The organism is Nonomuraea sp. NPDC003560 (assembly GCF_042878785.1).
Taxonomy (GTDB): domain Bacteria; phylum Actinomycetota; class Actinomycetes; order Streptosporangiales; family Streptosporangiaceae; genus Nonomuraea.
Genome location: NZ_JBIAOF010000001.1, coordinates 222,346 through 248,750, shown reverse-complemented (window position 1 = coordinate 248,750; position 26,405 = coordinate 222,346). Strand labels below are relative to the sequence as shown.

31 protein-coding genes and 1 tRNA gene are annotated in these 26,405 nt (G+C 68.5%); 12 read left to right on the top strand and 20 right to left on the bottom strand.

The annotated features are described in order from the left end of the window. Nucleotides 1–20: 20 nt before the first annotated feature. Nucleotides 21–308: a hypothetical protein gene (locus ACFYUV_RS01215; protein ID WP_387663708.1), complete on the top strand. Its 288-nt coding sequence runs from the start codon at nt 21–23 to the stop codon at nt 306–308. 33 nt (nt 309–341) lie between these two features. On the opposite strand, the gene ACFYUV_RS01210 is transcribed toward ACFYUV_RS01215, so the two are convergent. From ACFYUV_RS01210 to ACFYUV_RS01200, 3 genes are read right to left on the bottom strand one after another with little or no spacing between them, the layout of a single operon-like run. Next, nucleotides 342–485 carry a hypothetical protein gene (locus ACFYUV_RS01210; RefSeq protein ID WP_357965512.1) on the bottom strand — a complete coding sequence of 48 codons (144 nt, stop codon included), beginning with the start codon at nt 483–485 and terminating at the stop codon, nt 342–344. Between the two features lie 43 nt (nt 486–528). After that, the gene (locus tag ACFYUV_RS01205; RefSeq protein WP_352323191.1) at nt 529–675 is read right to left on the bottom strand and encodes a hypothetical protein; all 147 of its coding nucleotides are present in this window, start codon (nt 673–675) and stop codon (nt 529–531) included. A 49-nt stretch (nt 676–724) separates the two neighbouring features. Continuing rightward, entirely contained in the window at nt 725–1,531 is an 807-nt protein-coding gene (locus ACFYUV_RS01200) for a GNAT family N-acetyltransferase (RefSeq protein ID WP_387663705.1), read from the bottom strand. A 154-nt stretch (nt 1,532–1,685) separates the two neighbouring features. Between ACFYUV_RS01200 and ACFYUV_RS01195 the strand changes: the two genes are divergently transcribed. Together ACFYUV_RS01195 and ACFYUV_RS01190 are read left to right on the top strand one after the other, a co-directional pair. Next, entirely contained in the window at nt 1,686–3,059 is a 1,374-nt protein-coding gene (locus tag ACFYUV_RS01195) for a hypothetical protein (protein ID WP_387663703.1), read from the top strand. Between the two features lie 27 nt (nt 3,060–3,086). Beyond that, the gene (locus tag ACFYUV_RS01190; RefSeq protein WP_387663701.1) at nt 3,087–3,932 is read left to right on the top strand and encodes an FkbM family methyltransferase; all 846 of its coding nucleotides are present in this window, start codon (nt 3,087–3,089) and stop codon (nt 3,930–3,932) included. Here the strand turns inward: ACFYUV_RS01190 and ACFYUV_RS01185 are convergent. The 3 genes from ACFYUV_RS01185 to ACFYUV_RS01175 all read right to left on the bottom strand — a co-directional run bounded on the left by ACFYUV_RS01185 (nt 3,909) and on the right by ACFYUV_RS01175 (nt 6,426). Then, nucleotides 3,909–4,178, bottom strand: a complete 270-nt coding sequence (locus ACFYUV_RS01185) for a hypothetical protein (RefSeq protein ID WP_387663699.1) — start codon at nt 4,176–4,178, stop codon at nt 3,909–3,911. The two genes, ACFYUV_RS01190 and ACFYUV_RS01185, sit on opposite strands and share 24 nt — an antisense overlap. Then, complete coding sequence (locus ACFYUV_RS01180; RefSeq protein ID WP_352358868.1) at nt 4,175–4,447, bottom strand: hypothetical protein; 273 nt, start codon at nt 4,445–4,447, stop codon at nt 4,175–4,177. The genes ACFYUV_RS01185 and ACFYUV_RS01180 overlap by 4 nt, the downstream gene beginning before the upstream one ends. 203 nt (nt 4,448–4,650) lie before the next feature. Continuing rightward, nucleotides 4,651–6,426, bottom strand: a complete 1,776-nt coding sequence (locus ACFYUV_RS01175) for a hypothetical protein (protein ID WP_387663697.1) — start codon at nt 6,424–6,426, stop codon at nt 4,651–4,653. Nucleotides 6,427–6,585: 159 nt separating this feature from the next. On the opposite strand from ACFYUV_RS01175, the gene ACFYUV_RS01170 reads away from it, so the two are divergent. Next, entirely contained in the window at nt 6,586–7,242 is a 657-nt protein-coding gene (locus tag ACFYUV_RS01170; RefSeq protein ID WP_387663695.1) for a hypothetical protein, read from the top strand. 205 nt (nt 7,243–7,447) lie between these two features. Here the strand turns inward: ACFYUV_RS01170 and ACFYUV_RS01165 are convergent, their stop codons facing one another. Then, nucleotides 7,448–7,906 (bottom strand): GNAT family N-acetyltransferase, encoded by a 459-nt coding sequence (locus ACFYUV_RS01165; RefSeq protein ID WP_387663693.1) that lies wholly within the window; start codon nt 7,904–7,906, stop codon nt 7,448–7,450. Nucleotides 7,907–8,132: 226 nt separating this feature from the next. On the opposite strand from ACFYUV_RS01165, the gene ACFYUV_RS01160 reads away from it, so the two are divergent. Beyond that, the gene (locus tag ACFYUV_RS01160) at nt 8,133–8,426 is read left to right on the top strand and encodes a hypothetical protein (RefSeq protein WP_387663691.1); all 294 of its coding nucleotides are present in this window, start codon (nt 8,133–8,135) and stop codon (nt 8,424–8,426) included. A 1,205-nt stretch (nt 8,427–9,631) separates the two neighbouring features. On the opposite strand, the gene ACFYUV_RS01155 is transcribed toward ACFYUV_RS01160, so the two are convergent. Continuing rightward, nucleotides 9,632–10,108, bottom strand: coding sequence for an NUDIX domain-containing protein (locus ACFYUV_RS01155; RefSeq protein ID WP_387663689.1), 477 nt, complete (start codon nt 10,106–10,108; stop codon nt 9,632–9,634). A gap of 30 nt (nt 10,109–10,138) precedes the next feature. Then, nucleotides 10,139–11,353, bottom strand: a complete 1,215-nt coding sequence (locus tag ACFYUV_RS01150; RefSeq protein ID WP_387663687.1) for a helix-turn-helix domain-containing protein — start codon at nt 11,351–11,353, stop codon at nt 10,139–10,141. A gap of 125 nt (nt 11,354–11,478) precedes the next feature. On the opposite strand from ACFYUV_RS01150, the gene ACFYUV_RS01145 reads away from it, so the two are divergent. The 3 genes from ACFYUV_RS01145 to ACFYUV_RS01135 all read left to right on the top strand — a co-directional run bounded on the left by ACFYUV_RS01145 (nt 11,479) and on the right by ACFYUV_RS01135 (nt 13,539). Next, the gene (locus ACFYUV_RS01145; protein WP_387663685.1) at nt 11,479–11,826 is read left to right on the top strand and encodes a hypothetical protein; all 348 of its coding nucleotides are present in this window, start codon (nt 11,479–11,481) and stop codon (nt 11,824–11,826) included. 829 nt (nt 11,827–12,655) lie between these two features. Then, a complete protein-coding gene (locus ACFYUV_RS01140; protein ID WP_387663683.1) occupies nt 12,656–12,982 on the top strand; it encodes a PadR family transcriptional regulator in 327 nt (108 codons plus the stop codon). Next, a complete protein-coding gene (locus ACFYUV_RS01135; protein WP_387663681.1) occupies nt 12,982–13,539 on the top strand; it encodes a hypothetical protein in 558 nt (185 codons plus the stop codon). Before ACFYUV_RS01140 ends, ACFYUV_RS01135 begins: the two co-directional genes overlap by 1 nt. On the opposite strand, the gene ACFYUV_RS01130 is transcribed toward ACFYUV_RS01135, so the two are convergent. Then, on the bottom strand, nt 13,536–14,132 hold the full coding sequence (locus ACFYUV_RS01130; protein ID WP_387663679.1) for a UTRA domain-containing protein: 597 nt from the start codon (nt 14,130–14,132) through the stop codon (nt 13,536–13,538). The two genes, ACFYUV_RS01135 and ACFYUV_RS01130, sit on opposite strands and share 4 nt — an antisense overlap. Between ACFYUV_RS01130 and ACFYUV_RS01125 the strand changes: the two genes are divergently transcribed. Beyond that, nucleotides 14,120–14,401 carry a tyrosine-type recombinase/integrase gene (locus ACFYUV_RS01125; RefSeq protein WP_387663677.1) on the top strand — a complete coding sequence of 94 codons (282 nt, stop codon included), beginning with the start codon at nt 14,120–14,122 and terminating at the stop codon, nt 14,399–14,401. The genes ACFYUV_RS01130 and ACFYUV_RS01125 overlap by 13 nt on opposite strands. A 56-nt stretch (nt 14,402–14,457) precedes the next feature. Here ACFYUV_RS01125 and ACFYUV_RS01120 read toward each other — a convergent pair. The 7 genes from ACFYUV_RS01120 to ACFYUV_RS01090 form a co-directional block, all read right to left on the bottom strand. Continuing rightward, nucleotides 14,458–14,532, bottom strand: a tRNA-Val gene (locus tag ACFYUV_RS01120). A gap of 17 nt (nt 14,533–14,549) precedes the next feature. Next, entirely contained in the window at nt 14,550–15,491 is a 942-nt protein-coding gene (locus ACFYUV_RS01115; RefSeq protein ID WP_358284323.1) for an ROK family protein, read from the bottom strand. 174 nt (nt 15,492–15,665) lie between these two features. Continuing rightward, nucleotides 15,666–15,995: a hypothetical protein gene (locus ACFYUV_RS01110; RefSeq protein WP_352321053.1), complete on the bottom strand. Its 330-nt coding sequence runs from the start codon at nt 15,993–15,995 to the stop codon at nt 15,666–15,668. A 14-nt stretch (nt 15,996–16,009) separates the two neighbouring features. Then, nucleotides 16,010–16,462 carry a peroxiredoxin gene (locus tag ACFYUV_RS01105; protein ID WP_387663675.1) on the bottom strand — a complete coding sequence of 151 codons (453 nt, stop codon included), beginning with the start codon at nt 16,460–16,462 and terminating at the stop codon, nt 16,010–16,012. Nucleotides 16,463–16,501: 39 nt separating this feature from the next. Continuing rightward, a complete protein-coding gene (locus ACFYUV_RS01100; RefSeq protein WP_352321051.1) occupies nt 16,502–16,930 on the bottom strand; it encodes a DUF3052 domain-containing protein in 429 nt (142 codons plus the stop codon). 118 nt (nt 16,931–17,048) lie between these two features. Continuing rightward, entirely contained in the window at nt 17,049–17,456 is a 408-nt protein-coding gene (locus ACFYUV_RS01095; RefSeq protein ID WP_352321050.1) for a secondary thiamine-phosphate synthase enzyme YjbQ, read from the bottom strand. A 9-nt stretch (nt 17,457–17,465) separates the two neighbouring features. Next, nucleotides 17,466–17,762, bottom strand: coding sequence for a DUF1918 domain-containing protein (locus tag ACFYUV_RS01090; protein ID WP_387663673.1), 297 nt, complete (start codon nt 17,760–17,762; stop codon nt 17,466–17,468). Nucleotides 17,763–18,620: 858 nt separating this feature from the next. Between ACFYUV_RS01090 and aceE the strand changes: the two genes are divergently transcribed. The 3 genes from aceE (at nt 18,621) to ACFYUV_RS01075 (ending at nt 23,861) form a co-directional block, all read left to right on the top strand. Further along, on the top strand, nt 18,621–21,419 hold the full coding sequence (aceE, locus tag ACFYUV_RS01085; protein ID WP_358284315.1) for a pyruvate dehydrogenase (acetyl-transferring), homodimeric type: 2,799 nt from the start codon (nt 18,621–18,623) through the stop codon (nt 21,417–21,419). 185 nt (nt 21,420–21,604) lie between these two features. Continuing rightward, entirely contained in the window at nt 21,605–23,104 is a 1,500-nt protein-coding gene (locus tag ACFYUV_RS01080) for an alpha/beta hydrolase (RefSeq protein ID WP_387663670.1), read from the top strand. A 10-nt stretch (nt 23,105–23,114) separates the two neighbouring features. After that, complete coding sequence (locus ACFYUV_RS01075; protein ID WP_387663668.1) at nt 23,115–23,861, top strand: maleylpyruvate isomerase family mycothiol-dependent enzyme; 747 nt, start codon at nt 23,115–23,117, stop codon at nt 23,859–23,861. Between the two features lie 223 nt (nt 23,862–24,084). Here ACFYUV_RS01075 and ACFYUV_RS01070 read toward each other — a convergent pair whose 3' ends face one another. The 3 genes from ACFYUV_RS01070 to ACFYUV_RS01060 all read right to left on the bottom strand — a co-directional run bounded on the left by ACFYUV_RS01070 (nt 24,085) and on the right by ACFYUV_RS01060 (nt 26,358). Beyond that, a complete protein-coding gene (locus tag ACFYUV_RS01070) occupies nt 24,085–24,447 on the bottom strand; it encodes a VOC family protein (protein WP_387663666.1) in 363 nt (120 codons plus the stop codon). A 73-nt stretch (nt 24,448–24,520) separates the two neighbouring features. Beyond that, complete coding sequence (locus tag ACFYUV_RS01065; protein WP_387663664.1) at nt 24,521–25,249, bottom strand: helix-turn-helix transcriptional regulator; 729 nt, start codon at nt 25,247–25,249, stop codon at nt 24,521–24,523. Nucleotides 25,250–25,335: 86 nt separating this feature from the next. Beyond that, complete coding sequence (locus ACFYUV_RS01060) at nt 25,336–26,358, bottom strand: PHP domain-containing protein (RefSeq protein ID WP_387663662.1); 1,023 nt, start codon at nt 26,356–26,358, stop codon at nt 25,336–25,338. Between the last annotated feature and the right edge of the window lie 47 nt (nt 26,359–26,405).

The window sequence follows — 26,405 nt, the reverse complement described above, 5'->3', positions numbered from 1 at the left end:
ACATGCGCGCGAGAAAGCACTTGACCCTCCCCCTCGCGACCGTCCTCACCACCGTCGCCCTCTTCGGCGCCGCCTCCCCCGCGCACGCCTCCCCCACCGGCTGCACCACCGGCCGGGACGGCAAGACCGCCTGGGCGTACTGCAGCGGCGGCTCCGGCAACTACGCCGTGGTCATCCGCGTCACCCATCCGGACCCCACGGTGGGCTCGTGGCCGGAGGTCGGCCCCTGCGTCTCCCCCGGCCAGCGGTCGGAGTACACGCCTTACCACAACATCCCGTTCACCGTCACGGGCATCACCTACTGCTGAACCCGCACGGGCCGGGCGGCCGGTCTCCTTCGCCTACGTGACGATGAGACCGGCGTCCGCCAGCACGGACATGAACAGTCCCCCGCACAACAACGCGATGGGCCACACCCTCTGGGTGAGGGCGACCAGGATTCCGGCGAGGAGTGCCAGCAGAGCGACGATGGTGAGGGCGTCCATGTGCGTGTTCCTGCCCGTAGGGGGTGGTCTCAGGCGCCGGGGCTCAGAGCTGGCCGAGCTTCGGGATGATCTCGCTGAGCACCCAGAGCGCCAGACCGAGTGCGAGCAGGTTGACGCGCGCGCCGCCGATGTTGAAGGCGGACAGGACGAAGCAGGCCAGGGCGAGGATGAGCAGAATGAGAGTGATCATGCCGTGTTCCACTTCTGTAGCTGGGGTGGTCGCACAGCGCTACCCGTGATCATCCGATGTAGGCATGCCCGGCGAGTCGGAGGAAGTGGATCGCGGTGTTGGCGCGGCAGCCGATGCGTTCGTAGACCGGCTGCCCGGCCGGCGTGGCGTGCAGCACCAGCCGCCGGTGCCCGCTCCGCCTGCCGCCTTCGTGGATCGCCTTGCGGGTGACGGCCTCGCCGTACCCCTTGCGCATCTCCTCCGGCAGGGTGGCGACCAGCGCCAGGAAGATGGAATGCGGCCCGGCGACGGTGGCGGCGCAGGTCACCGGCCGTCCGTCGCTGTACCCGAGGTAGGCGTGCACGTCGCCGCGCCACAGTTGGGAGCCGGCCAGGGCGAGCCTGCCCGCCTCGGGCGGCATGCCGTAGGCGCGTGCGTTGATGTCGCCGTACGCGGCGAGGTGCTCCTCGTTCTCCACCCGCCGGAACTCCAGGTCCGGATGATCCGGCTCGGGCACGGACAGGTCGCCCGCCATGCCCCGGCCCGAGAACGCCGGCTCCAGCCCCGCCTCGGCCGCGCGCCGGAACAGGCTCTGGCGCGCCTGGGGGCTCAGCAGATCCTCGAAGACCCACAGATATCCGCTTTCGGACCTGCCCCTCATGAAGGACGCCGCCCGCGCGAGCCGCTCGCCGAGCGCGTCCGCGGGGATGCCCGTACCGGCCAGGGTCACGGTGTTCCAGAAGCCGAAGGCGCTGTCGGCCCACATGTGCACGACGCCGTCGTCCGTACCGATCCGGCCGCCTCTGTCCCGTACCAGCTCGCTCCAGACGGCGACGAGATGATCCCTGGACTCCACGGCCTCTTCGAGCGACGACACAACCGGCCCCTTCCCCGAGGAGACACCACGAGCGACCCAAGCGGATCGTACGACGCGGGCTCACCGGCCGGGCCACTATCCATGATGACCTTCCCTGCGGTACCCGGCTGTGCTTCCCTTAGGGGTGGCGACCGAAGGGTGGTATCTCGAAGAGATGAAGCGCGATGACTCCCGCTCCATCAACGCCTTGCGCGCCACGTCCCAATTCGCCGCCTTGGAACCGATCTGGGCCGGCATCAGCTCCACCATGCAGCTGCGGGCCCTGCTGGTGTTCGGGGCGCTCTTCAACGAGCGGGTCTACGTGCATGACACGCAGCTCGTGGACAACCCCCGGGTCGTGGGCGACTTCAGCAGGTCGGACCTGCGGGAGAACAACTTCTACCGCCTGCTCAGAGATCTCGTCGCGGGAGGCGTCGTCGCGGTCGGGCTCCGCGCCCACAACTACCTCTACCAGGAGGACCGGCTCGACCCCTGCGACTCTCTGGCGGACGTCCTGGACAGCTGGAAGCGGAACAGCCCCGACGGGAAGGGATGGGTCGTCTCGCCGGTCTCGGCCGCCCGCGACCGCATGATCAGGGAACTCGACGGCGTTCTCGCCGGAGACGGTTCCGTAGTCGTCCGCTACGACTATGTCACCGCCAAGGACGACTTCATGCGGCAGGTCCGCGAGGCCGCCAACTCACCTGACTCCGTCCTGACCGGCCTGCTGTCGGCGCAGCCGATCGAACTGAGAAGACGGTACGACGACATCCTGTCGAGGCCGCGGTTCTCCCACACTCCCATCTTCGCGCTGCTCCACGACTCCGGACTGCCGGTGAGCAGCGAGCTGATCCAGATCCACGGCCTCTTCGACGAGACCGCGCACGCCCGCGCGTTCAACGCGAGGATCATGGGCTCGGACTGGAACTCCGGGGACGCCACCGGCCTCGCCGAGGCCGTCCTCACCGGTGCGCAGCATGCGCCCAGCCGGCCGGATCCCCAGTTCGACGTGCAGGAGCTCGTCGAGACGGCCTATCGGATGGTCGAGGGTCCGCCGCCCGACCTGCTGGCCATGCTGCGTTTCGAGGAGATCGTCGAACTGCGCCAACAGGCCAGGGAGCTGTTCGAGATCCAGTCCTACCTCGAAGTCTCGAACGCCCATGACGCGGACGACGTGCTGGCCGCGGCCCTGGCCGACTGCGCCGCCGACTACTGGCAGCGCATCTGCGACCACATCCGGGCGACGCGTCCTCATCTGGCGGTCAAACCAACGAAGCTCGGCATCTTCCTGCGCAGGAAGATGCCCGGACTGGCGAAGGTCGCCGAACGGTTCGCGATGACCGGCCTGTCCACGCTCACCGAAGTGGCGGTCAACGCGGTCCCGCTAATCGGGGGCCTGCTGGGCGAGGAGGCGAAACACAGCATGCTGCGGCGGGCCAACCTGGAGTTCGTCTTCTTCACGGACTCCTCGCGCATGCGGGAACTCAGGAGCTACTACCCGCACCGAAGCTGGATCTCCTCCGACGCGAGAACGATCACACGTGGGTGAGCGCGGAACACCTCCCCGGGAGTCCTGATGTCGACGACACCTTCCCTCTCGCAGCGTGACGGACTCACCTGGGCCCTCCGGCCCGCCAGCGGTGACCGCGTCGGCCCGGGGCCGCACGAGCAGGACATCTGGCGCCTCCTGCAGTCCTTCGCCGAGCCGGGCTCGGCCTTCCTCGACGTCGGCGCCCACGTCGGCCACTACGCCTTACGGATGGCCAGGGCCTTCACGAAGGTCATCGCCGTCGAGCCGAACCCGGTCGCACTGCGCGCGCTGCACCACAATCTGCAGCTCAACGAGATCGGCAACGTCGACGTCCACCCGGCGGCCGCGCACGACTCCGGAGCACGACTGCGACTCTGGGACCCCTACGACGTCACCGCCGGCCCCTGCACCCGTACGCTCGCCGCCGGCGAGCCGGCGACCATCCCCGCCGACTGCGTCACTTCCACCCTCCACCACGGCGAGGAGGGGTACGGCGCGTTCCTCGGTGCGGCCGACGGCCTGCCGATCGACGTCATGGCCTCCCGGTCCCGGGAGAGGATCCGGCTGGTCAAGATGGACATCGAGGGTCATGAGGGGAAGGCGCTGGCGGGCGCGGCGGAGACGATCGCCCACCACCAGCCGGCGCTCCTGATCGAGATGCACGACTCCATGTACGGCGCACACATCAGGGAGGAGGTGATCGAGCAGCTCACCCGGCACGACTACGCCTGGTGCGACTTCTCGCTCTACCAGCGATCGAAGATGACCCGGTCGGACATGTGCCCCTACATCTACGCCGAGCCGGTCAGCACGCGGCGGATGCGGGACGTCCGCGACTTCGCCGTCCGGGCGAACGAGGGCGCGGCGTCACGCTGGGTGACGACTCCGTGAGACGGTCAGGATCACCAGGCTCATCTCCTCGTGCCGCACCCAGCACAGGGCCTCGAAGTCGCCCATCTCCGCCTTGAGCAGGCCCGCTTCCTTGTCGATCGTGCGCAGCAGCCCCGAGTCGAGGTCGGTGGAGAGATACTCCAGGCCGTTGAGGACGAACGTGGCGGCCATCGGCTCCGCGGCGTGCACGGCACGGAGCTGCCGCACCGCCGATGACGAGAGCTGGATCTCGTAGTAGCCCTTCATGAGGCAAGCTCACGGCGCAGGTCGCTGAGCCGCATCGTCTCCATGCCGGCTTCGAGCTCCGCGATCAGCCTGAGCCCCGACAGCCGGTCAGCGGCGTCCTGGGCCTCGTTGAGCAGGTCGACGCCGGCGGCGGCCACCTCGTAGGGCACCACCGCGGCCACGAGGCGACCGTCCTGCTCCAGCAGGACGACCTCTCCCGCCGTCGCCTGGTCAATGGCTTCCTGGACGGCGGCCGCGGTGGCGGGGATCCGCAACGTGCGATTTCGCATGGCAGGTGGCTCTCCGTTCACGGACTGCGCAGCCCCTTCGGCTTAAGAGCCTTACCCCGGGGACCTCCACCACAATACTTCGCCGCCGCTACGGAGAAGTCGCAGTCAGTGCACATCGATCTGGCGATCGGAGAGCGTTCCCGCCCGGCCCGTGCCGCATCCGCTCCTTGCCGCTGACCAGCCCCGGCTCGCCCGGCCTCGGGTCAGGACTTCAGCTTCAGCCTCTTCCTCGACGCGCCCGGGAACACGACGACCAGGTGCTCCTCCCCTGCCTCACCGATCCGCACGTGGACACGGAGCCGGTAGCGGCCCTTCCCGGCGATCGCCAGGTTCGGCATCGGGGCGCCCGCGCCCACGTCACCGCCGTCGCCCATCTCGGGCACCGCGAGCCGGCCGCCGCGGCTGACGATCGGCACCTCGTGGACCTGGTCCCACCCGGCGGTCCGCAGTGGCGGCGCGGCGCGGAAGGCCTTCACCGTGAGGCACAGATCGACGACGTCCTCGACGTGCCCGATGAGCACCGCGCCGCGGGCCACCCCGACGAGGGCGCCGTCTTCGTAGGACCGGACCGTGGCCAGCTCCGCCTCCTCCATGGCCGACTCGCCCTCGCCGTCCTGGACCAGGTATCCGGGATCGCCGTCGACGAACAGGAAGTACTTGGCCGTGGCCTGGACGACCCCTTTCGTCCGGGGCCACGGGTCCCGGCACTTCGCGTTCTCCCCGGCGATGTGGGCCGCGTTCGCCGCCGCCTCCTCCGCCGTCGACCGCAGCAGGTCGGGACGGGTGGCGCCGATGATCTCCGGGCAGACGTAGACCAGTTCCTCGGGGTACACCCGCCAGGCGGCCCGGGCGCTGCCGGCCCGCGTCAGGATGGCCTCCTGCTCGTCGGCGTCCTTCGCCCGGCACAGCGCCCGTCCGTACGCGAGGACCGCCTGGTCCGACGTGGTTTCCGGGAACATCGGCGGGCCTGCGCCGTCTGCGCTCCGCGCCCGGCACAGGAACACGGCGTCGCGTTCCGCGGGCTTCACGTCGCCGAAGCTGGGCCGGTCGTAGCAGTCCGCCGACCCGGCGGTGTAGGTCAGGCGCGCGTCCTGCTCCGGATTGATCAGTACGACGAGCGACAGCACGGCGACAGCCGCCACCGCGACGCGGGACCCGCGCCGCCGGACGGACGGAAGATCCGCCGGACGGCCCTCGGCGGGCAGTTCACGAGCGGTGGCCGCGATCCACACGGTGCTGACGAGCCCCATCGCGTCGATCGCGATCACCATCGCCAGACCGCCGCCGAAGTGCCCTCCGACGAGCAGGTTGAACGGGATCGTCAGCGCGTAGACGCCCACCGACGACACCCCGGCGATCAGCGTGCCGCGGCTCCAGCGGCCGTCACGCCACTGCCCGAGGACGGTGACGAGGGTCGCCAGCACTCCGCCCCCGATCAGGACCGCCTGGATGACGCCGCCCGGTCCGAGCTCCGGAAGGTCGAGGTCGTCGAGCACTTCATTGGCCGCCCCGGCCAGCTCCACCGCGAACAGCACTCCGGCCGCCCCACGCAACAGGCGGGACCGCCACCGGATGACGAGCAGGTAGAGGACGTCGATCGCGGCCCACAGAACGAGCGTGAACGCCGCGTCGACCGCGTCCGGGAGCAGCGCGACGGGGTACCACAGCACGAGCGCGTGGGCCACCGCCAGATACAACAGCCGGCGCAGCGCCCTCTCCCCGCGGTCCAGCGGCCCCCGTTCCGGGGTGCGCAGAATCCGCCACAGGAGCGCCGCCTTCACCAGGGCGGCCCCGAACAGCGCAAGACCGACCGAGGCGTCGGACCCGTCCCCCGTGGAGAGCTCGCCGAAGGTCGGCGGCGACCACTCGGCGGCCACCCAGAGCCAGGTGTCGCCGAGCACCAGCCCCGCGACCGCCGCCAGAAGAATCAGACTTACTAATCCGATCCTGATAAACCGCCATAAATGTTCCGAAGACACGGGACGCGATCTTAGTGCGATCTTGGTGCGGCACTGCTACACCGGCCGGCACGGCGGAACAAACGATGCCGTACCGGTGTCGGCCAGGCGCCCCCATTCACCGGCGATCTGATTTGATCACCACTGTTCGACCGGCATCGGCACGCACGGGAGACCGCCTTGACCGCAGACAGCCGCACCAGGAATTCACGCAGAACCGGGTACGTCATCGTCGTCATACTCGTTCTGCTCGCCTGTCTGGCCGAAGGCGTGCACCTGTTCGGCGGGCGCGCTGAACGCATGCGTGAGGTCTATGGCGGCGCCTTTCAGGTGGCGCATCCGGAGTACGACGTCATCGTGGGCCACGAGGTGGGTGTGGGCCCCCTGTCGATGGGCGTGACGGTCAGCACTTTCGAGACGCATCCGAGTCTGCGAGGTCGTCCAGCACACGAAGAATTAGTGACCGACGTGCTGGGCAGGACCTCCGCTCCCGCCATGCCGGAGGCGACGATGAGCCCGTTGCTGCGCTCGTTCCACGGCGGCGAGGGGGCCGACGAGCCGGCCAAAAGCCGGGCCCGCCAGGCAATAGCGGCCCTGGGCAGAAATGACTTCTCCACCGCCGTCGTGGAACTGACCGCCCCCATGACCGAGAACGAGCTGACCACCACCCTGGGCGTGCGAGGAATTCGATCGGACGCCGCGTTCCTGTTCCTCTCCCGATCGCGCGGGGACGCCGACAAACCGGTCTACTGGCGGTCGTGCGCGGTCTATGAAACCGAATGCGAGAACACTTCACCGATCGAGCTGTACAGACGTTGGGCGGCCAAGTTGCAGTGAACCGACGCACTGAGCCTGAAGTCCTTCGGGCTCGATCTCCGCCGTTTACGTCAGGCGGCACATGAAGGCAGGATCTATGGATTGGTCGTCTACGGACACTCGAAACCGGCACTCACCGAGCTGATCGGAAAACCCGGAGTACGCACGATCAAAATCGTCGGCTCATCTCGCAGAGGGCCATGACCACCCCGCTCGGCGCCCCGCCTCAGAACGACAGCTTGAACCCGTCGTGACTGCGGACGAAGCCGAGAGAGTCGTAGAAACGATGGGCCTCGGTGCGTCGCTTGTTGCTGGTGAGCTGGACCAGGGTGCAGCCGCGGGCGCGTGCCCGCTCGATCGCCCAGGTGAGCAGTTCGCGCCCGAGCCCTGCCCCACGCCGATCGGCACGCACCCGGACCGCCTCGATCAGCGCCCGCTCCTGACCGTGTCGTCCCAGGCCGGGGATGTACGTCAGCTGGAGGCAGCCGACGACCGTACCGTCTGCCTCGTCCATGACGATCATCTCGTTGCGCTCGTCGGTGTCGACGGCCTTGAAGGCTCGCTCGTACGCCCCGTCGACCTCAACGGTTTCGGGATCGATCACGGTGTCCTCGTCGGCCAGGAGCGCGATGATCGCGGGCAGATCCCGGCGCGTCGCAGTACGAATTCTCACGCCCCAGAGCATGCCAGGCACCTGACCCGTCGAGCGTCACGCCGCCGCCGTTGACGCAGAGATCGGGAGGAGCTCGCGCACCGGCCGATCCCCATTGACGGCACGAAGCCCCGTTGCCGCAAATGGAAACGGGGCTGCCCCCTGGCGCTTGTCGCCCCCCTGGCTGAGCCAGACGTCTTCCCGGCTCAAGCCTCGCCATGAAATGATCCACTGCGGTTGGATCCAGGTAAGGACTGGCATGTCTCCCAAAGCGATGGCGTTCGTCGCCTTCCTGTTAATCGGCTCGGGCATTCTCACCGGCCTGATGTCCGTCACGTCAGGCGGTGAATCCTGCGGCTCGGCATTTGTCGGAGTCACCTGGACGCAACTCGATCCGTCCTCCGCCTTGGCCGACAGGCTGCACCATTTGGACAACTGCACAGACCTGCGGAGCCTCGTCAGGATTCCCGCGACCGTACTGGTCGCTGCGGGTGGGGCCACGTTGTTCGCCGCCTTCCTTTCACGGCGACGCGTATCCCTTTCACGCGGATAGAGTGGCCAACCGCCGGGAGGGCACCTTCCAGCGTGCTCACGGATGTTCTACGCGATCACGAGGATGGCCTTGCGATCACACAACCAACCACACCGTCGCAGACGCGCTGAATTGCCGGCTGACCAACGGGCGCCCATGTTGGCCCCGGCGGAACCCGTCCCGAAGGCGGCCGCGAGCGGTCGGGATCACAGAAATTCGCCGAACCTACCAGTCGTACATCGTGGAGTTCTACAAGCGATACGACTTCGGAAACAGCCGCGAGAATCGCGGCCCGGACCCCGAGTTCGAGACCCCCAGACCCACAGGATGCGCGGTGCGGTGTCATGTCGGAGTCGCCTCCGCCCTGGAGCCTGAAATTACGCGCTTGCAGGACTTGAACGGCCCTGTCGTGTAACGGTGCAAACCGCACAGGCTATCGACGCGTCTTACGCACGCCCCCCTACTCCCTCAGGAGCCCCGCATGGCGTATCCCGGCCCGCAGGACCAGGACGGCCAGCCGTATCCCCACCAGCCGTCACAGCCGTACGGGCAGTACCCTCAGCAGCCGCCTATGCCAGCACCGGCAACGCACAACTGGATAGGTGTCGTCGGCCTTTGCCTCGGCATCCTCGCCCTCCTGCTCGACGTGACCATGGTGTTGGCCCGCGTCGGGATCTGGGTGTCGTTAGTCGCCATCTTCATGTCAGGGTTGGGCATGTCCCACGCTCGCGCCGGGACAGCCACCAATCGAACCTTGTCGATCGTCGCGATGATCCTCAGCTGTACGGCGTTGGACTGTCCATCGCCGTCCAGTCCGTCTGGCACTCTTTCTAAGCACCGACGGGACCTCCAGGTAGACGCGGAACAGCAGCCCCGTAGAGCTCGCTGTGCAGGCGTGGCACCGCCTCGGGGGTGGAAGCCTCATACCTGCCCCCCGCTTTTCGGGTCGACCGTCTCGGAGAGGGCCAGCCCCCAGGGCACGCGAAGATCGCAAAGAGTCCACGCACCGGCCGATGGCACGCTAATGGCACGAAGCCCCGTTTCCGCGATGGGAAACGGGGCTTTCTAGGAAGTGGGCGGTACTGGGTTCGAACCAGTGACCCCTCGCTTGTAAGGCTCGCCGCGAGAGGGTGGGACCTCGGGTGATTCGGGGTCCCACCTCGGCGAACGTTCCGCCCTGGTCCTCGACCGTCCACGCTCGTCCTGGGCCGTTGTCACTCAGATAGTCACTCAGCGGGGGCGGCCTGGCCGTGCTCCAGATAGACGGTCCTGCCAAGCTCGCGTGCAGTGGCAGCTGCCTTGACACGACGGGCAAGCCGCTCGATCAACAGCCCGTCCAGTTCCTCGACGGGGTGAAACTCATAAGCGCTCAACTCGTTGTCCACGAACCTGATCTGCTTGAGCAACTCGCCGTCCAAGGTGCCGCCGTCGAACACGAACAGGACCTTGTCACCCTCCTTGGGGAGAGGCGCCCAATCGACCACGAGGAGGCGACCGATGGCCGGCTGAATGCCCAGCTCCTCTTGCACCTCTCGAACGCACGCCTCGTACGGGGTCTCCCCCGGCTCGACGTACCCGCCCGGGATGTCCATGGAGGGCTTGTACGTAGGACGGACGAGAAGCACACGACCGCTGTCATCGAAGAACAGCGCACCGGCAGCGGCACGGGCCTGGGCGAACGGCGGAGCCTCCTGATCGTTCACAGCCCCGACCTTACGCCACAGGGACTGTCTTCACACGATGTGCAGTCGCCGCGCGAGAGCTGCGAGTTGGTAACTGGGTTTGCCCTTCTGCCTTCTGATCCACGACATCGTGAGCTGGCGGCTGAGGTAGTGATGGCGCACCTGCTCGGGAGCGATGGTCTCGGCCTCCAACAGCGCGGCCATCGCGTCGTCGGTACGGTTCCACAGGCTCAGGGCATGCGCCACGGCCAGGCCATGACGAGCGCGACGTTCGATCGGAAGCCCGCTGGTATCCAGCTTCGGCCCGAGCTCCACAGCCACCTGGATGTCTCCCAGCTCGATTGCCGTGGCAACCTGATGGATACGCACGTTCGTCGGCCCGAACGCGGTCCAGACATGGTTGGCGTCACCGCCGAGCCGCACCGCCGCTTCCTGCGCCTCGGCGAGGAACGCGCGTGTCGTGCTGCGGTCGTCGTCTCGCGCCGCCGCCATCGATCCGGCGAGGTACAGCGTCCCGTACACCGAAAGCAGCTCAGCCGTGGCGTGCGGGAGGTCAGGAGACAGCAGGTCGGCGGCGTCCATCGTGAGCTGCTTGGCTGCCTCGTAACGGCCGTTGGACAGAAGGGCGTGGGTCACGGAGCGAAGCAATGAGGCCGTCACAAGCTGATCACCGGATTGCCGTGCAAAGGAGAGTCCCCGCTCAGCGGCGATCCATGCGAGATCAGCCTCACCCACCTTGGCCAGGATGCTGGCAGCGGCGTGGTAGACCTGCCCGAGCACTCCCGATGCGGCCATGCGGGCGGCACCGTTCGCTGCGCGCGCAGCATGATGCGCCTTCCCCAGGAGTCCGGGCAGAGTCCGTATCACGTAGCTGTACCGGGCTCCCTGGTACGCCCTCCACACCTCGGCAAGGGCACGTCGCAGGTCGGCCTGATCGGAGGGTTCCGCGTTCTCCACGAGCCCGGCCATCGGCGAGAGCTGTCGATAGTCCGTGATCGCGGCGCGCAGTGCGGGGATGGTCTGATCGCCGCTTCCGTCCGTCCACTCGAACAGGTGCGGCTCGGCCAGTAGATCACCGAGGGACACGTCCAATACGCTCGCCAGGGACTTGATGACGGACAGACGATCCAAGGTGATGCGGTCGTTCTCCACCTTGCTCAGCCAATCGGTGGTCCGTCCCACCAGCCCGGCCAATACGTCCTGAGACATCCCACGCCGTCGCCGGTACCAGGCCACGCGCTGGCCGATGGACAGATTGCTGGTCATTCCTCGCATGCACCTCATCCTCATCCGATGCCTACGACGGACCCCTGAATTTCTTTCCGGCCTCACAGCTCAGCCGACACATACCGTCACGCTACGTCACTGCCGTACGTGGTGGGAGGCCACTCATGCAACCGCCGAACCGACACCCCACGCCAGAGAAGCACGCCGCCGATGCCCTGGCCGACGCCCTCGCCGCTCATGGCGTATCCGCAGACGTCCATGACGGCTACGGCCTGAGCCTGGTGTCCGTGTGGATCGGGCTCGTCGTCTGGTGCGACGGCGATTGGTACTGGTGGCGGGCAGGCTGGGACGACCGCCGTAAACGAGTGCTGTACGCCCGCCATCCGGCCATCGAACCGTCGAGAGCCGCGCGCCGGGTCGCCTTCCGCTACGCGGACCTTCAACGACGCCACCCCCTCTCGGAGACGATCCGCAGTCTGCGCCCGGAATCCACGGAAGCGAGCCCCCAGTGAAGGAGATCCTGCGCAGTGGCACGCTTGCGCTGGTGTCCGTGCGGGTCGGAACGGTCGTCAGGTGTCACAACGGGCGGTACTGGTGGCGACCAGCATGGGACGCGAGACGACAGCGAGTCATCTATGCCTGGCCCCCCTCCACCGGGCCCACTCGGTGCGCGTACCGAATCGCTCTCCGCTACACCCGGCTTCGGGAGTCTCGGCCACTCTGTACGCCGGTCGCCGGAGTGCAACCATGCCCATGACCTTGGCGAAGTTGATCGCCGAGTACCCGGAGTGGCAGGTTCACGACATGGCCGCAGGGTGGGCGGCCATTCGGAAACAGTCCGTTCCCTGTAGAAGCGGCCAGTCCAACGTCCGTTGCGGGGCGACGTTGGATGAACTGGCCGCGAACCTGCAAGCGGAGACCAGGCTAGGGAAGAAGCAGCGGCCTCTTCACGGGTCGGCCTGAACGGCCCTGCGGCAAGCCGGGCACCACCACAGGCAGCAACCCGGGCGAATCGATGGCAGCCCGACCCGGAGCGCAGGGCCTCCGGGCCCGAGCACCGGAAGCGGGGCGGCAGGATCTTGAAAGCTCAACGTCGGGGGCGCCAGCCCGCGTGCGGTGGCGGGCGCGAACGGCCCCCAGGCCGCACGCGCAAGCCCGCCAGACCGCTAAGCGGCCGGCGGCCCCGTGGCGAGCGCAGCGAGCCCTTGAACCAGTAAAGAAACTCTGAACCATCAACCGATGCCAGACCGTCAAGCATCAACTGAAGGTTGACAAAGGGAGACCAGACAAAACGGCCAGCCGCATTTGCAGTGATAGTACGAATAGCGATATATATCGGATATGGCGCTCCGCGAGCAGAGCTATCTGATCCTCTTGGCCCTCTCCCAAGGCTCCCTTCACGGATACGGCGTGATCAAGGCAGTGCAGGAACTGTCCGAAGAACGAGTACGGCTCGGTGCGGGCACCCTCTACGGTGCTCTCGACCGGCTGGCGGGCGACGGATTGGTGATCGTCGTCAAGGAGGAGGTCGTCTCCGGCCGTCACCGTCGCTATTACGACCTGACTGGCCACGGTCGTCAGGTGCTGGCCGAAGAGACCGCCCGCTTGGCGCGCCTGGCCGCCACCGCTCAGCGACGCCTGAACCTCCAGCCCGGGATGGGGATGTGATGACCCCCGACATCACCTCCGCCTACGAGCGCCGCTGCCACTTACTGATGCGCCTGGCCTATCCACCTCGTTTCCGAGAATTCCGTGGCGCCGAACTGCTGAGCACTCTGCTGGACCTGGCCGAGCCAGGACAGCACCACCCGACCATGCGCGACTGTGTGGACGTGCTCCGCGGCGGGTTCATGCTGCGTTTACGCGAACATCCGCCCCTGTGGTACTGGCTGCCGTACCAGATGTTCGACTTTCGACTGCCCTGGCGGTACCGCTGGTGGGCCAGAGACGACATTCAAGGCCGGTTCTTCCTGGAGCGGCGATTGATCTTCGGTGCGCTCATATATGGCCTGTACTTTGCGCTGGCCCAGTCGACGCTGCCGTACTGGATCCCGGGGCTGATGTTCGGAGTCGCCTACCTGCTCTCTCTGCTTACCAAGGCCAGCATGAGACGCAAGCGGCTCGCCAAGTACGAGTTCCACCCTGATGGCACCTCTTATGTCTATGTTCCGCGCTCACCAGTAGTCCGTCCTGCTAACGAGGCTGATGAGCATCCACCGCTTTAGATCACCAGGTCTATGCCGTTGTCGCTGAGTTCTTGCGGGGTGAAGTCGGCTTCGGGGTCGTCGGCGAGTTCGCGGTGGTAGCCGATCTCGTAGCGGTTGGCAGGGGCTTTGACCTCGGTGACTTCGATGGGGCGGCCGTTGGGGTGGGCCGTGGTGCGGCGGATGATGAGGACGGCTTCGGCGTAGTCCATGCCGAGTGCGGCTCGTTCGTCTTCGTAGGCGATGCGGGCACTGGTGAGAGTCAGCCATCGGACAGGGCCGTGTTCACGGACGAGCGACTGGTAGAAGAAGCCGGGCCGCTTGCGGCACTGGGCGTGGCGCTTGGGGTCGTCCCAGTCGGGGAGCATGTCGGCGTTGGTGTAAGAGTTGATCTCCAGGCGGGCCGACGCGCCGTGGATGACGGCGGTGTGTCCTCGGTGCCACATGCTGCGGCGGTGGATGACCGGGTGGCCGGCCCGGACGCTGAGCATGATCGCGACGTCGCGGTTGGCGATGGTCTTCTCGCCGGTGAACAGCGGGGTTTCGCGGTCGCGTTGGGCGAGGTCCCAGCCGAAGGGACCGCTGGCAGGACACAGGCCTTGTGTTCTGCACACGGACAGGAACGCCCGTCACGGCCCACAACGTACGACGCGACCTCCGCAAGGTCGTCGAGGCGGCAGGGCTCACCGGACGGGAGTGGTCACCTCGTGAGCTACGGCACAGCTTCGTGTCCGTGCTGTCAGACTCCGGCGTCCCCATCGAGGACATCTCACGCCTCGTCGGGCACTCCAACACGGTGGTCACCGAGACCGTCTACCGGCATCAGATCCGGCCCGTGATCATGCAGGGAGCTGCGGCGATGGACAAGATCTTCGGGACTTAGTCCCTCACTTAGTCACTCGGACGCCGTTTTCAAGATCAGAGATTGTACGTTTACGCTGGTGGGCGGTACTGGGTTCGAACCAGTGACCCCTCGCTTGTAAGGCGAGTGCTCTACCGCTGAGCTAACCGCCCCCTGATCGGCACTAACCTTACGACACCAGAGGGGCCGATCGCACATTCACCGTCCAGCCGGGGCCCAGTTCGGGGCGGCCGGCGGCTCGCCAGCCCAGCAGGGCGGCGCCCAGCATGCCGGCGTCGACGCCCAGCGCGGCCGGGACGAGCGGAGGCGCGTCGCGGAAGGCCAGGCGCTTGACCAGGCGGGTACGTACGGGATCGAAGAGGGCGGGACCGGCCTCGGCCAGGCCGCCGCCGAGGACGATCACCGAGGGGTCCAGCAGCAGCGTGTACGTCGCCAGGGCGAGCGACAGGGCCTCCACGGCCTCGTCCCACACCTCGATGGCGATGGGGTCGTCGGAGGCGACCACCTGCTCGGCGCGTACGCCCTCCACGCCCGCGCGCTGGCTGTAGCGGCGGCCGACCGAGGCCGCCGAGGCGTACGTCTCCAGGCAGCCGAACTGGCCGCACGCGCACTGTTCGCCGTCGGGGAAGACGGGGGTGTGGCCGATCTCGCCGGCCCAGCCGGAGGAGCCGCCGTACGGGTCGCCGTTGATGATCGAGGCTCCGGCGATACCGGTGCCGATCGGGAGGAAGAGGAAGTCGGAGACGCCTCTTCCGGCGCCGAGGATGCTCTCGGCCAGGCCGCCCGTGCGGACGTCGTGGCCCAGCATGACGGGGATGTCCAGGGTGGTGAAGTTCGAGGCGGGGACGTCACGCCAGCCCAGGTTCGCCGCATAGAGGGCCGCGCTCTCGGACACCAGCCCCGGGACGGCCAGACCGACGCCTGCCGGTTCGCCGTCGCCGGAGGAGGCCAGGTGGCCGATGAAGTCTGAAATGGCGGACACGACCGCCTCAGGGCCCTCCTCGCGAGGAGTGTGGCGCCGCTCGCTCAGCAACACCTCACCGGACTCGCTGACCAGGCCGCCCTTCATGGACGTGCCACCGACGTCGAGCGCGACGACGAACGAACTCATAGCGGACACGAAAGGAGACGATAGCGCAGGTCAGCAAATGTCTGAAAAGGCGCTTGAGAATCTCTCAGCCGGAAGGACGGCGCCGCGCCGCGATCCAGGCCGGCGACACCAGGGCCCTGAACTGGCGATCAACCACACGAGGCCTGGGCCTCGAACTCAAGATCGCCCAGGCGGTCAGGCCCTGCCCAGCACCCGGTTGAGCGCCGCCTCGACCTCCGCCGACAGCCCGGGCGGAGCCCCCGACCCCACGTACGCCCCCTGCTCCTCGAACCCCTTCGGCGCCCGGGCCTGCCGGACGGCGCCGCAGCCGCGGCACTCGATCTCCCCCAGCCGGCAGATGAGCGCGGTGGACCCGCAGGTGGCGCAGGAGTCGAGATCGAGGTCGTGCAGCCGTTGACAGTCCGGGCAGATCAGCACCTGGGACTCGTTGCGCACCCCGCGCTGCCACGGGCTGGCGCCACGGACCGGGTCGGTCTGCCGGGCCCCGCATCGGTAGCAGGGCATCGTTCCCTCCGAAGTCAGGAAATGTCGGCGAGTGCCTTGACGTAGTCGGCGACGTCACGTGCCGAGGAGATCGGACTGATCACCGACCACCGGATCACGCCCTCGCCGTCGATGACGAAGGTCCCCCGACGTGCGAGCCCCTTCGCCTCATCGAACACACCGTACGCCTGGGCGACCTGTCCATGTGGCCAGAAATCGGAGAGTAGGGCGAATCCGTAACCTTCCCGATCGGACCAGGCACGCAAGGCGAACACGGAGTCGACCGACACGGCGAGCACCCGCGCGTCGAGAGGCTGGTCGCGCAGCGCGGTGAGCTCGCCCTCACAGATCCCGCTGAAGGCAAGCGGATAGAAGACCAGCACGACCTTCTCGCCCCGGAACCTGGACAGTCTCACCGGGGCGCCGTGCTGGTCCTGCAGCTCGAAATCCGGAGCCAGTGCGCCGACCTCGGCAGGATGTGCGTTCACAGCCCACCATCCTGCCGTATCGGCCGGCCTCGGAGTTTCCTAACGTCGGCCCTTCGGTGCGACGAGCCTGGTCCCGGACCAGTCGGGTGCGGCTGAGATGCTGCTGGTCTGCGAGAGACCCGCGGTAGCGGCATCCTCCCCGATGTCGCTCGGCTCCACGTGGCCATCGCGCCCGGCCTTGGGAGTCAGCAGCCAGATCTGGCCGGCTTCGGCGAGTGCTCGCATGGCGTCGCTGAGGGCGTCGAAGAGGTCCCCGTCGCCGTCGCGCCACCACAGCAGCACCACGTCGACGACGTCGTCACTCTCCTCGTCCAGCAGCTCGTTGCCGGTCAGGTCCTCGATGGAGTCGCGAAGCTCGTCGTCGACGTCCTCGTCCCAACCGATCTCCTGCACCACCTGACCCGGCTTGAGGCCGAGTCGTTCGGCCAGGCCGCGCTCGCCCTGCGCCTGACCCGCGGTCGCGCTCACGTTTATCCCTCCTGCTTGAGTGGCCCCGCTCTATGCGGTTTATCGCTTCGGCACAGTCCACACGCTGTGACCCTCAGTCGTCAACGGTCGCCACGGGTACGGCCGTAGTCGGCCAGAATCAATCTGACAAAAACGACAGGCGAACCTGGCGTTGCGTGTTGTCGACATTGAGGTCGACCAGCGCGACGGACTGCCATGTGCCCAACGCCATTCTCCCGCCCAGCACGGGGATCGTGGCGTACGGCGGGATCAGCGCGGGCATGACGTGTGACCTGCCGTGACCGCGCGAACCGTGGGCATGACGCCAGCGGTCGTCGGCCGGGAGCAGGTCTCGCAGCGCGGCGAGCAGGTCGTCGTCGCTGCCGGAGCCGAGCTCCAGCAGCGCCACGCCCGCGGTCGCGTGCGGCACGAAAACGTGCAACAGGCCGTCTTCTCCCTGCGCGCGCACGAATTCAGCGCATTCAGCGGTGATGTCGTGCACGGTCTCGCGTGAACCCGTGGCCACGGAGATGATTTCTGATCTCACAGGGAAATCCTACTGAGGCACAACGACCGCATCAGGGCCGGGAAAGACCAGCCCGGTGTGGCCGTCGTCGAACCGCACCATGTACGGAGGCTCGCCGTCCGTGCCGTGGACCTCGGTGATGACGCCGCTCCGCTCCCTTTCGCCGACCGTGTTGCCGTGCATCAGGAGCCGGTCTCCTGCCGTCGCATTCATACCTTCCACATTGGTACGACGAACGGCCCGAGAAAAGAGCGGATGCCGGGGACGGCGATTTTTTGCCCGGTCTTCATCGGGGCCGAAAATGATGACCGAAACGTTACGCGGCACGGACGCGACGTTTCGGCCGCCACGGCCGGACCGTGGTCGTCGGATCACCTGACCACCACGGCGTTACGGCTGGTCAGGGGCAGGACGGCGGAGTCGCGTCCGGCTCTGTCGCCTGATGGTTCCGATATGGCCTCATTTCGGCAGCGGCCCGGCCGAGAGCCGTTTGTGCACCCGCGCGGAGGCAGCGGCGGGATGCGCGACAGAGGGTCGGCTCGACAAGAGAGACAAGGAGAGGGGCGTCCAGGAAGCCGGACACACAGCTTCAGGCCAGCCGACAGGGTGCGGGCCCGGCCTCGGGTCGACCGACAGGATGCGGTGCCCGGCTTCGGGCGGGCCGACAGGATGCGGGGCTCGGCTTCGCGACGGCCTGACGCCACCTGAGTTCCCAGGAGGCCACCCTCCGCGTTCTCCAACGGGATACACCCGAGACAGGCCGCACGCTCCGAGGCCCGCCTGAGACCTCGCACGTCACGAAGGCCCCGCGAGGCGGGTTCGAAGCGCGTACAGAAGCAAGGAGAAGAGGTGTGCGCCTCGGCCCTCTCGGCGGACGCCGCCCCGCCCGCCCCCACCACAAGGACGGTGGCTAGACTCGCGCGGCGCGGCGCGGCCGCCCCCTCCGGGTGAGGACCGCCCGGTTCGGGGGAGGGTTGAGGGCGGAGGCCGACCCACCGGGCCAGCCCCCTAGGATTGGGGGGAAATTTCGTCCGTTTTCTAGTCTTGTTAAATTGCTCCACCGATGTAACCTTTGGTGGCGATTCGTCCTACCATCGGTGGTCTAGGCCACCAACATGGCCCTGCCAGCAGGGACGCTCTGGTTACCCGTCAGTAGAGATGCGTTTTCTACGACTAGCGACCAGGATGGAAGGCGACCCAGACCAGACTTCAGTCATTCTCGGAAGGCGAGACCCAGTGGCTTCCGGACGCCAGCGATTCTCGATCATCAGCGACGGCCTACCCAGCCAGCTGCCTGATGTCGACCCCAGTGAGACCAACGAGTGGCTCGAGTCTCTCGACAATGTCGTCAAGACCGAAGGCCGCACCAGAGCCCGCTACCTCATGCTCCGCATGCTGGAACGGGCCCGCGAGCACCAGGTCGGCGTGCCGGGCCTGCGCAGCACCGACTACATCAACACGATCCCGCCGGAGCGCGAGCCCTGGTTCCCGGGCGACGAGCACGTCGAGCGGCGCATCCGTGCCTACATCCGGTGGAACGCCGCGGTCATGGTGTCGCGGGCCAACGCCCGTACGAACGTGGGCGGCCACATCGCCACCTACGCCTCGGCGGCCTCGCTCTACGAGGTGGGCTTCAACCACTTCTTCCGCGGCAAGGACCACGGCGAGTCGGGCGACCAGGTGTTCTTCCAGGGCCACGCCGCGCCGGGCATCTACGCCCGCGCCTTCCTGGAGGGCCGCCTCAACGAGGCCCAGCTCGACGCCTTCCGGCAGGAGCTGTCGCACGGCTTCCGCGGCCTGCCCTCCTACCCGCACCCGCGGCTCATGCCCGACTTCTGGGAGTTCCCGACGGTCTCCATGGGCCTCGGCCCGATCGGCGCGATCTACCAGGCGCGGTTCAACCGCTACCTGCTCAACCGCGAGCTCAAGGACACCTCGCGCAGCCACGTGTGGGCCTTCCTGGGCGACGGCGAGATGGACGAGCCCGAGTCGCTCGGCGCGATCGGCCTGGCCGCCCGCGAGGAGCTGGACAACCTCACGTTCGTCATCAACTGCAACCTGCAGCGGCTCGACGGCCCGGTGCGCGGCAACGGCAAGATCATCCAGGAGCTGGAGTCGTACTTCCGCGGCGCCGGCTGGAACGTGATCAAGGTCGTGTGGGGCCGCGACTGGGACCCGCTGCTCGCGGCCGACGTCGACGGCGTGCTGGTCAACCAGATGAACACCACGCCCGACGGCCAGTTCCAGACCTACTCGGTCGAGACCGGCGGCTACATCCGCGACCACTTCTTCGGCGGCGACCCGCGCCTGCGCAAGATGGTCGAGCACCTGTCCGACGACGACATCCGCAAGCTGTCGCGCGGCGGCCACGACTACCGCAAGGTCTACGCGGCCTTCAAGGCGGCCCGCGAGCACGTCGGCCAGCCGACGGTGATCCTCGCCCAGACCATCAAGGGCTGGACGCTGGGCAAGGACTTCGAGGCGCGCAACGCCACCCACCAGATGAAGAAGCTCACCAAGGCCGAGCTGAAGGAGTTCCGCGACCGGCTCTACCTGCCGATCCCGGACTCGGCCCTGGAGGGCGAGCTGCCCCCGTACTTCCACCCGGGCGAGAACGACCCCGAGATCCAGTACATGAAGGAGCGCCGCGCGGCGCTCGGCGGTGTGCTGCCCAAGCGGGTCATGCGCGCCAAGCCGGTCAAGCTGCCCGGCGACGACGTCTACAGCCAGTTCCGCAAGGGCTCGGGCAAGCAGCAGGTCGCCACCACCATGGCGTTCGTGCGCCTGCTGAAGGACCTCATGCGCGACAAGGAGATCGGCCACCGGTTCGTGCCGATCATCCCCGACGAGGCCCGCACGTTCGGTCTCGACGCCATGTTCCCGACGGCCAAGATCTACTCGCCCCACGGGCAGACGTACGAGGCGGTCGACAGGGAGCTGCTGCTGTCGTACAAGGAGGCCGTGCAGGGGCAGATCCTGCACGAGGGCATCAGCGAGTCGGGCTCGATGGCCTCGACCATCGCGGCCGGCACCTCCTACGCCACGCACGGCGAGCACATGATCCCGGTCTACATCTTCTACTCGATGTTCGGGTGGCAGCGCACCGGCGACCAGATGTGGCAGATGGGCGACCAGATGGGCCGCGGCTTCCTGCTCGGCGCCACCGCCGGCCGCACCACGCTCAACGGCGAGGGCCTGCAGCACGAAGACGGCCACACGCCGCTCATCGCCTCGACGAACCCGGCCGCGGTCTCCTACGACCCGTCCTGGGCCTTCGAGGTCGCCCACATCGTCAAGGACGGCCTGCGCCGCATGTACGGCGAGCAGCCCGAGGACGTCTTCTACTACCTGACCGTCTACAACGAGCCCTACCTGCAGCCCGCGCAGCCGGCCGACCTCGATGTCGAGGGCCTGCTCAAGGGCCTGTACAAGTTCGCCGAGGGCCCGCAGACGCAGGGGCCGAAGGCCAACATCCTGGCCTCGGGCGTGGCGGGTCCGTGGGCCATGGAGGCCCAGCGCCTGCTGGCCGAGGAGTGGGGCGTGTCCGCCGACGTGTGGTCGGCGACGTCGTGGTCCGAGCTGCGGCGCGACGCGCTGGCGTGCGAGGAGCACAACCTGCTCAACCCCGACGCCGAGCAGCGCGTCCCGTACGTGACGCAGGCGCTCTCGCAGGCCAGCGGCCCGTTCGTGGGCGTCAGCGACTACATGAAGGCGGTCCAGGACCAGATCGCGCAGTGGGTGCCGGGTGACTGGTCCTCGCTGGGCACCGACGGGTTCGGCCTGTCCGACACCCGCTCGGCGCTGCGTCGCCACTTCCACGTGGACGCCGCCTCGATCACGCTGGCCGTGCTCACCCGGCTGGTCAAGCGGGGCGAGCTCGACGGCGAGGTGCTGCGCGAGGCCATCGCCCGCTACCACCTGAAGAACGGCGTCACCGAAGCCGGCGGCGCGGAGAGCAACGACACCCAGTCGATGGGCGTCTGAGTCATCCGGAAGGCGCGCTCCCGCGAACTGTCTCTCGCGGGAGCGCCGTCATGTCCGGGCCTGCGCTCCGTCCGACGGGTGAGGCGGCACGTCCAGGAGGGGTACGTGCCGCCTCACCCAGGTTCGACGCGAGGTCCCGTATCGTGGGCACTACTTCCCCCGAAGACACGAAGGGGAATGTTCGTATGCGACGCGTCCTAGCCGCCGCCCTGCTCATAACGGCCGCGGGCTGCGCGAGTGCACCCGCAGAGCCCGCCACCGACGGGCCCGCCGCCGACACCGACAAGATCGCGTGGGGGCCGTGCACCGACATCAAGCGCCCGGACGGCGAGCCACCGGCACAGCAGGACGCCTCGGTGCGCTGCGGGAAGCTGGCGGTGCCCCTCGACTACTCCCGCCCCGACGGCGACAAGCTGGAGCTGGCGCTCATCAAGCTGTCGGCCACCGATCCGAAGAAGCGGCTCGGCTCGATGGTGTTCAACTTCGGCGGGCCGGGCGCCTCCGGCGTGGACACCCTCGACCAGGCCGCCAAGGTGCTCACCACCCTGCGCGCCCACTACGACCTGGTCAGCTTCGACCCGCGCGGCGTCGAGCGCAGCGCGGGCGTGCGCTGCGGCGACAGCGCGCAGATGGACCGGTTCGTCTCCCTGGACACGCTGCCCACCAACGCGCAGACCCGTCAGGAGAGCCTGGACGCCAACAAGGAGTTCGCCCAGCTCTGCCAGCAGCACTCCGGCAAGGTCCTCCCCTACGTCGGCACCGTCAACGCCGCCCGTGACATGGATCGCATCCGCGCCGCCGTCGGCGACCCCAAGCTCAACTACGTCGGCATGTCGTACGGCACCCAGCTCGGAGCCGTCTACGCCACCCAGTTCCCCAAGAACGTGGGCCGGATGCTGCTCGACGCGCCGCTCGACCCGACGGTCACCTTCGAGCAGCGCACGCTGACCCAGACCCGCGGCTTCCAGCAGGCGTACGAGAGCTTCCTGCGCAGCTGCGTCAAGGGCGGCTGCGAGGTCGGCAAGGACGTGACCGCCGCGAACGCCAACGTCGAGAACCTGATGAACCAGCTCACCACCAAGCCGCTGAAGGTGGACGGCCGCCAGCTCACCCAGGGCCTGGCCTCCACCGGCGTGGCCGCCGCCCTGTACTCCGAGCTGACCTGGCCGTTCCTGGAGAAGGCGCTCGGCGAGGCGCTGAAGGGCCACGGCGAGGCGCTGATGTACCTGGCCGACTCCTACACCGGACGCTCGGAGGACGGCACCTACTCCACGCAGATGACCAGCTTCCCGGCCATCACCTGCGTGGACACCGCCGAGCGGCCCAGCGAGGCCGAGCTGCGGCGCACCGAGGCGGCGGCGCTGCGGATCTCGCCGCTGTTCGGCAGCGAGGGCTCGGGCGGGCTGTGCCGGGTGTGGCCGGCCAAGGGCAGCAACGAGGCGCGGCATGTCAACGCCACCGGGTCGGCGCCGATCCTGGTCGTGGGTGGCAAGGGCGACCCCGCCACGCCGTACCAGTGGGCGCCGCGGCTGACGGCCCAGCTCAGGACCGCGCGGCTGGTGACGTACGAGGGCGAGGGGCACGGGGCGTACCTGTCGGGCAGCAAGTGCGTGCAGGGGCTGGTGGACGCGTACCTGGTGGAGGGCAAGCTGCCCGCCAAGGGCGCGACCTGCCCGGCGGCCTAGTGTGTGACGGGTGACCGACAACGACACCTTCATCGCCCGGATCGAGGGCGAAGCCGCGCGGCTGGCGGCGCTGGCGAGCGATCTGTCCGTCCCGGTGCCGACGTGCCCGGGATGGACGATCGGCGATCTCGTCACGCATGTCGGCCGGACCCATCGCTGGGCGACGTACGTGCTGCGCAACCGGGTCCAGGAGCGCGTCTGGTCGCGCGAGGTGCCCAGCGGCCTGGCCGAGGGCGCGCACGGCGACGCCGCCTGGCTCATGGAGGGCGCCGCCGCCCTCCTGGACGTGCTGCGCACCACCGACCCGGACCTCGCGGTGTGGACGTGGGGCCCGGACCGGCGGGCCGGATGGTGGGCGCCCAGGATGCTCTTCGAGCTGGTGATCCACCGGGCCGACGCCGAACTCGCACTCGGCCTCGACCCGGAGATCCCGGCGGCGACCGCCGTGGACGGCGTCGAGGAGTTCCTGCACAACCTGCCGTACGCGACCTGGGTGACCAGGTCGCTGGCCGGGCTCGGCGCGGAGGGGGCCACGATCCACCTCCACGCGAGCGACCTCGACGGCGAGTGGACCATCACGCAGGGCGCCGACGGGGCGGTCAGCTGCGAACGCGGCCACACCAAGGGCGACGCCGCTGTCCGCGGCCCGGCGAGCGAGCTGCTCCTGGTGCTCTACGGTCGGCGGCCCCCGCGGTCGCCGGCCGTCTTCGGCGACCACGACCTGCTGACCCGCTGGCTGGCGGCCGCCGCCTTCTGACGCTGCTGAGGCTTCTGACGCTTCTGACGCGAACCCCCTGTCGGGGGAAGGGGCCCTGGACGCGCCGCCGCTCGGCGATCGGCGGCGTGTCCAGGGCGGGTGAACCGCTTCCAGGCGGGACGGCCCGCGTCGCGCGGCCCCGGTTCGGCGGGGAAGGTGCTTCCCCGGGGGCGCGATCGCGGCGAGGTCCCGCGAGCTCCGGCGGCGTCCGCCGCCGAAGGGCTCACCTGCGGTGGAAGACTCCGAACAGGCTCCCCGAGACGTCACGCAGATAGGCGAAGTCGGTGCCGGCGCCGTCGTCGATCACCTTCATCTCGACCTTGCCGCCGAGCGCCTCGCTCTTGGCGCACGCGGCCTCGACGTCGGCGACCTGCACGTGGAACACCGCGTGGGCGGGGAAGTCGCCCTTGTTGTTGAACAGCCCGCCGCCGGGCCGCTCGCCGCCCGGGTAGCCGATCATGCGGTAGTCGAGCGGGCCGTCGTCGTCGCGGCTGAACGACCAGCCGAACAGCCCGCCGTAGAAACGTTCGGCGCCTTCGGGGTCGTCGGTCGCGATCTCGAACCAGGTCACCGTGTTGTCCATCATCGTCTCCTCGTCTTTCGAACAAGACAACGATGTATCGCTATGGCGACAACCCTATGTCGGTGTTTTCGCATGATTAATCGAGCATGGTTCCGCGGACCACCATCTCCGGGACGTCGGGGGCGAACCCTTCGAGCGGCCGCTCGGGGCAGCGCTCGACGGTGACGACGGCCGCGGCGATGCGGTCGAGCCGGAAGACGCGGACGTCCTCCCGCAACCGGCACCACGCCACGAGGTACCAGAAACCGCCGCGCCCGCCCAGGAACACCCCCGGCTCGACGTCGCGCGAGGTGAGCGCGCCCTTGGCGTCGGCGTAGTCGAGCCTGAGCACGCGCCGCCGCAGCAGCGCCTCCTCGATGGCCCTGGAGATGCCCTCGGCGCCGAGCGGCCGGGTCGGGGAGCCGGGCTCGGGCGGCTCGCTGACGAGCTGCACCCGCCGCGCCAGCTCCCTGGCCAGATCGCCCTCGGGCCCCGGCATGGCCGAGACCACCTTGCGTAACGCGCTGCGGGCCTGGCGGCCGAACGGCTGGTCGCCGGCCTGGCTGAGGGCCACCGCGATGGCCACCGCCTCGGCCGGGGTGAAGTTGAGCGGGGGCAGCGACATCTTCTTGTCGAGGGCGTAGCCGCCCCTGCGACCGGGCTCGGCGTAGATCGGCACCCCGGACCCCTGCAACGCGGTGATGTCGCGCTCGATGGTGCGCACGCTGACCTCGAACCGCTCGGCGAGCTCGCGGGCGGAGCGGCAGCGTGGCGCGATGGCGCGCAGGTCCTCGACGAGCGCATAGAGCCGGTCGGTACGGTTCACAGCCGGAACGCTACGCGCCGCCACCGACAATCACCGGCTCCGCGCGGCCTCCGCGACAACGACCTGGCTCGGCCGCCACCCAGGGCTCACCCCGCCGTCCACTCCAGCAGCCGGTCCAGGGGCCAGGTGTTGACGATCCGCGCGGCCTCGATCCCGCACCGGGCCGCCCGCTCGCAGCCGAAGCGCTGCCAGTCGAGCTGCCCGGGCGCGTGCGCGTCGGAGTCGATCGAGAACACGCACCCCGTCTCGTACGCCAGCCGCATGAGCCGCTTGGGCGGGTCGAGCCGGTCGGGCCTGGAGTTGATCTCCACGGCGACCCCGAACCGCCGGCACGCCTCGAAGACCAGCTCGGCGTCGAACTCCGACTCCGGCCTCTTGACCCCGCGCTCGCCGCCCGCCCGCACGACCCGCCCCGTGCAGTGGCCGAGGACGTCGACCAGGGGGTTCGCGACGGCGGTGACCATGCGGCGGGTCATCTCCTCCCGGTCCATGCGCAGCTTGGAGTGGACGCTGGCCACGACCACGTCGAGCCGTCCGAGCAGCGCCGGGTCCTGGTCGAGCGAGCCGTCGAGGTGGACGTCGACCTCGATGCCGGTCAGGATCCGGAAGGGCGCCAGCCGCTCGTTGAGCCCGGCCACCACGTCGAGCTGCCGCTCCAGCCGCTCGGCCGACAGTCCCTTGGCCACGGTCAGGCGTGGCGAGTGGTCGGTCAGCGCCCAGTACTCGTGCCCGAGCCCCCTGGCGGCCTCGGCCATCTCCTCGATCGGCGAGCCGCCGTCGGACCAGTCGGAGTGGCTGTGCAGGTCGCCCTTCAGCGCCTCGCGCAGGGCCGTGGTCTCGGCGTCCAGCTCGACGCCCTCGGTGGCCCGCAACCTACGCAAATACGTCGGAACCTGACCGTCGAGCGCTTCGTTGATCACGAGGGCGGTGACCTTGCCGATGCCGGGGAGGTCGCCCAGCCCGCCGGCTCCGGCCAGCCGCGCGAGCTCCCCTTCCGGCAGGTCGTCCACGACCGCGGCCGCGCGACGGAACGCGCGGACCCGATAGGTGGGCTCACCTGCGCGTTCGAGCAGGAAGGCGATCTCGCGCAGGGCCTGGACCGGTTCCATGAGTCATTCATACCCGAGCGGACGACGACCGGCATTGAACAGGGGCG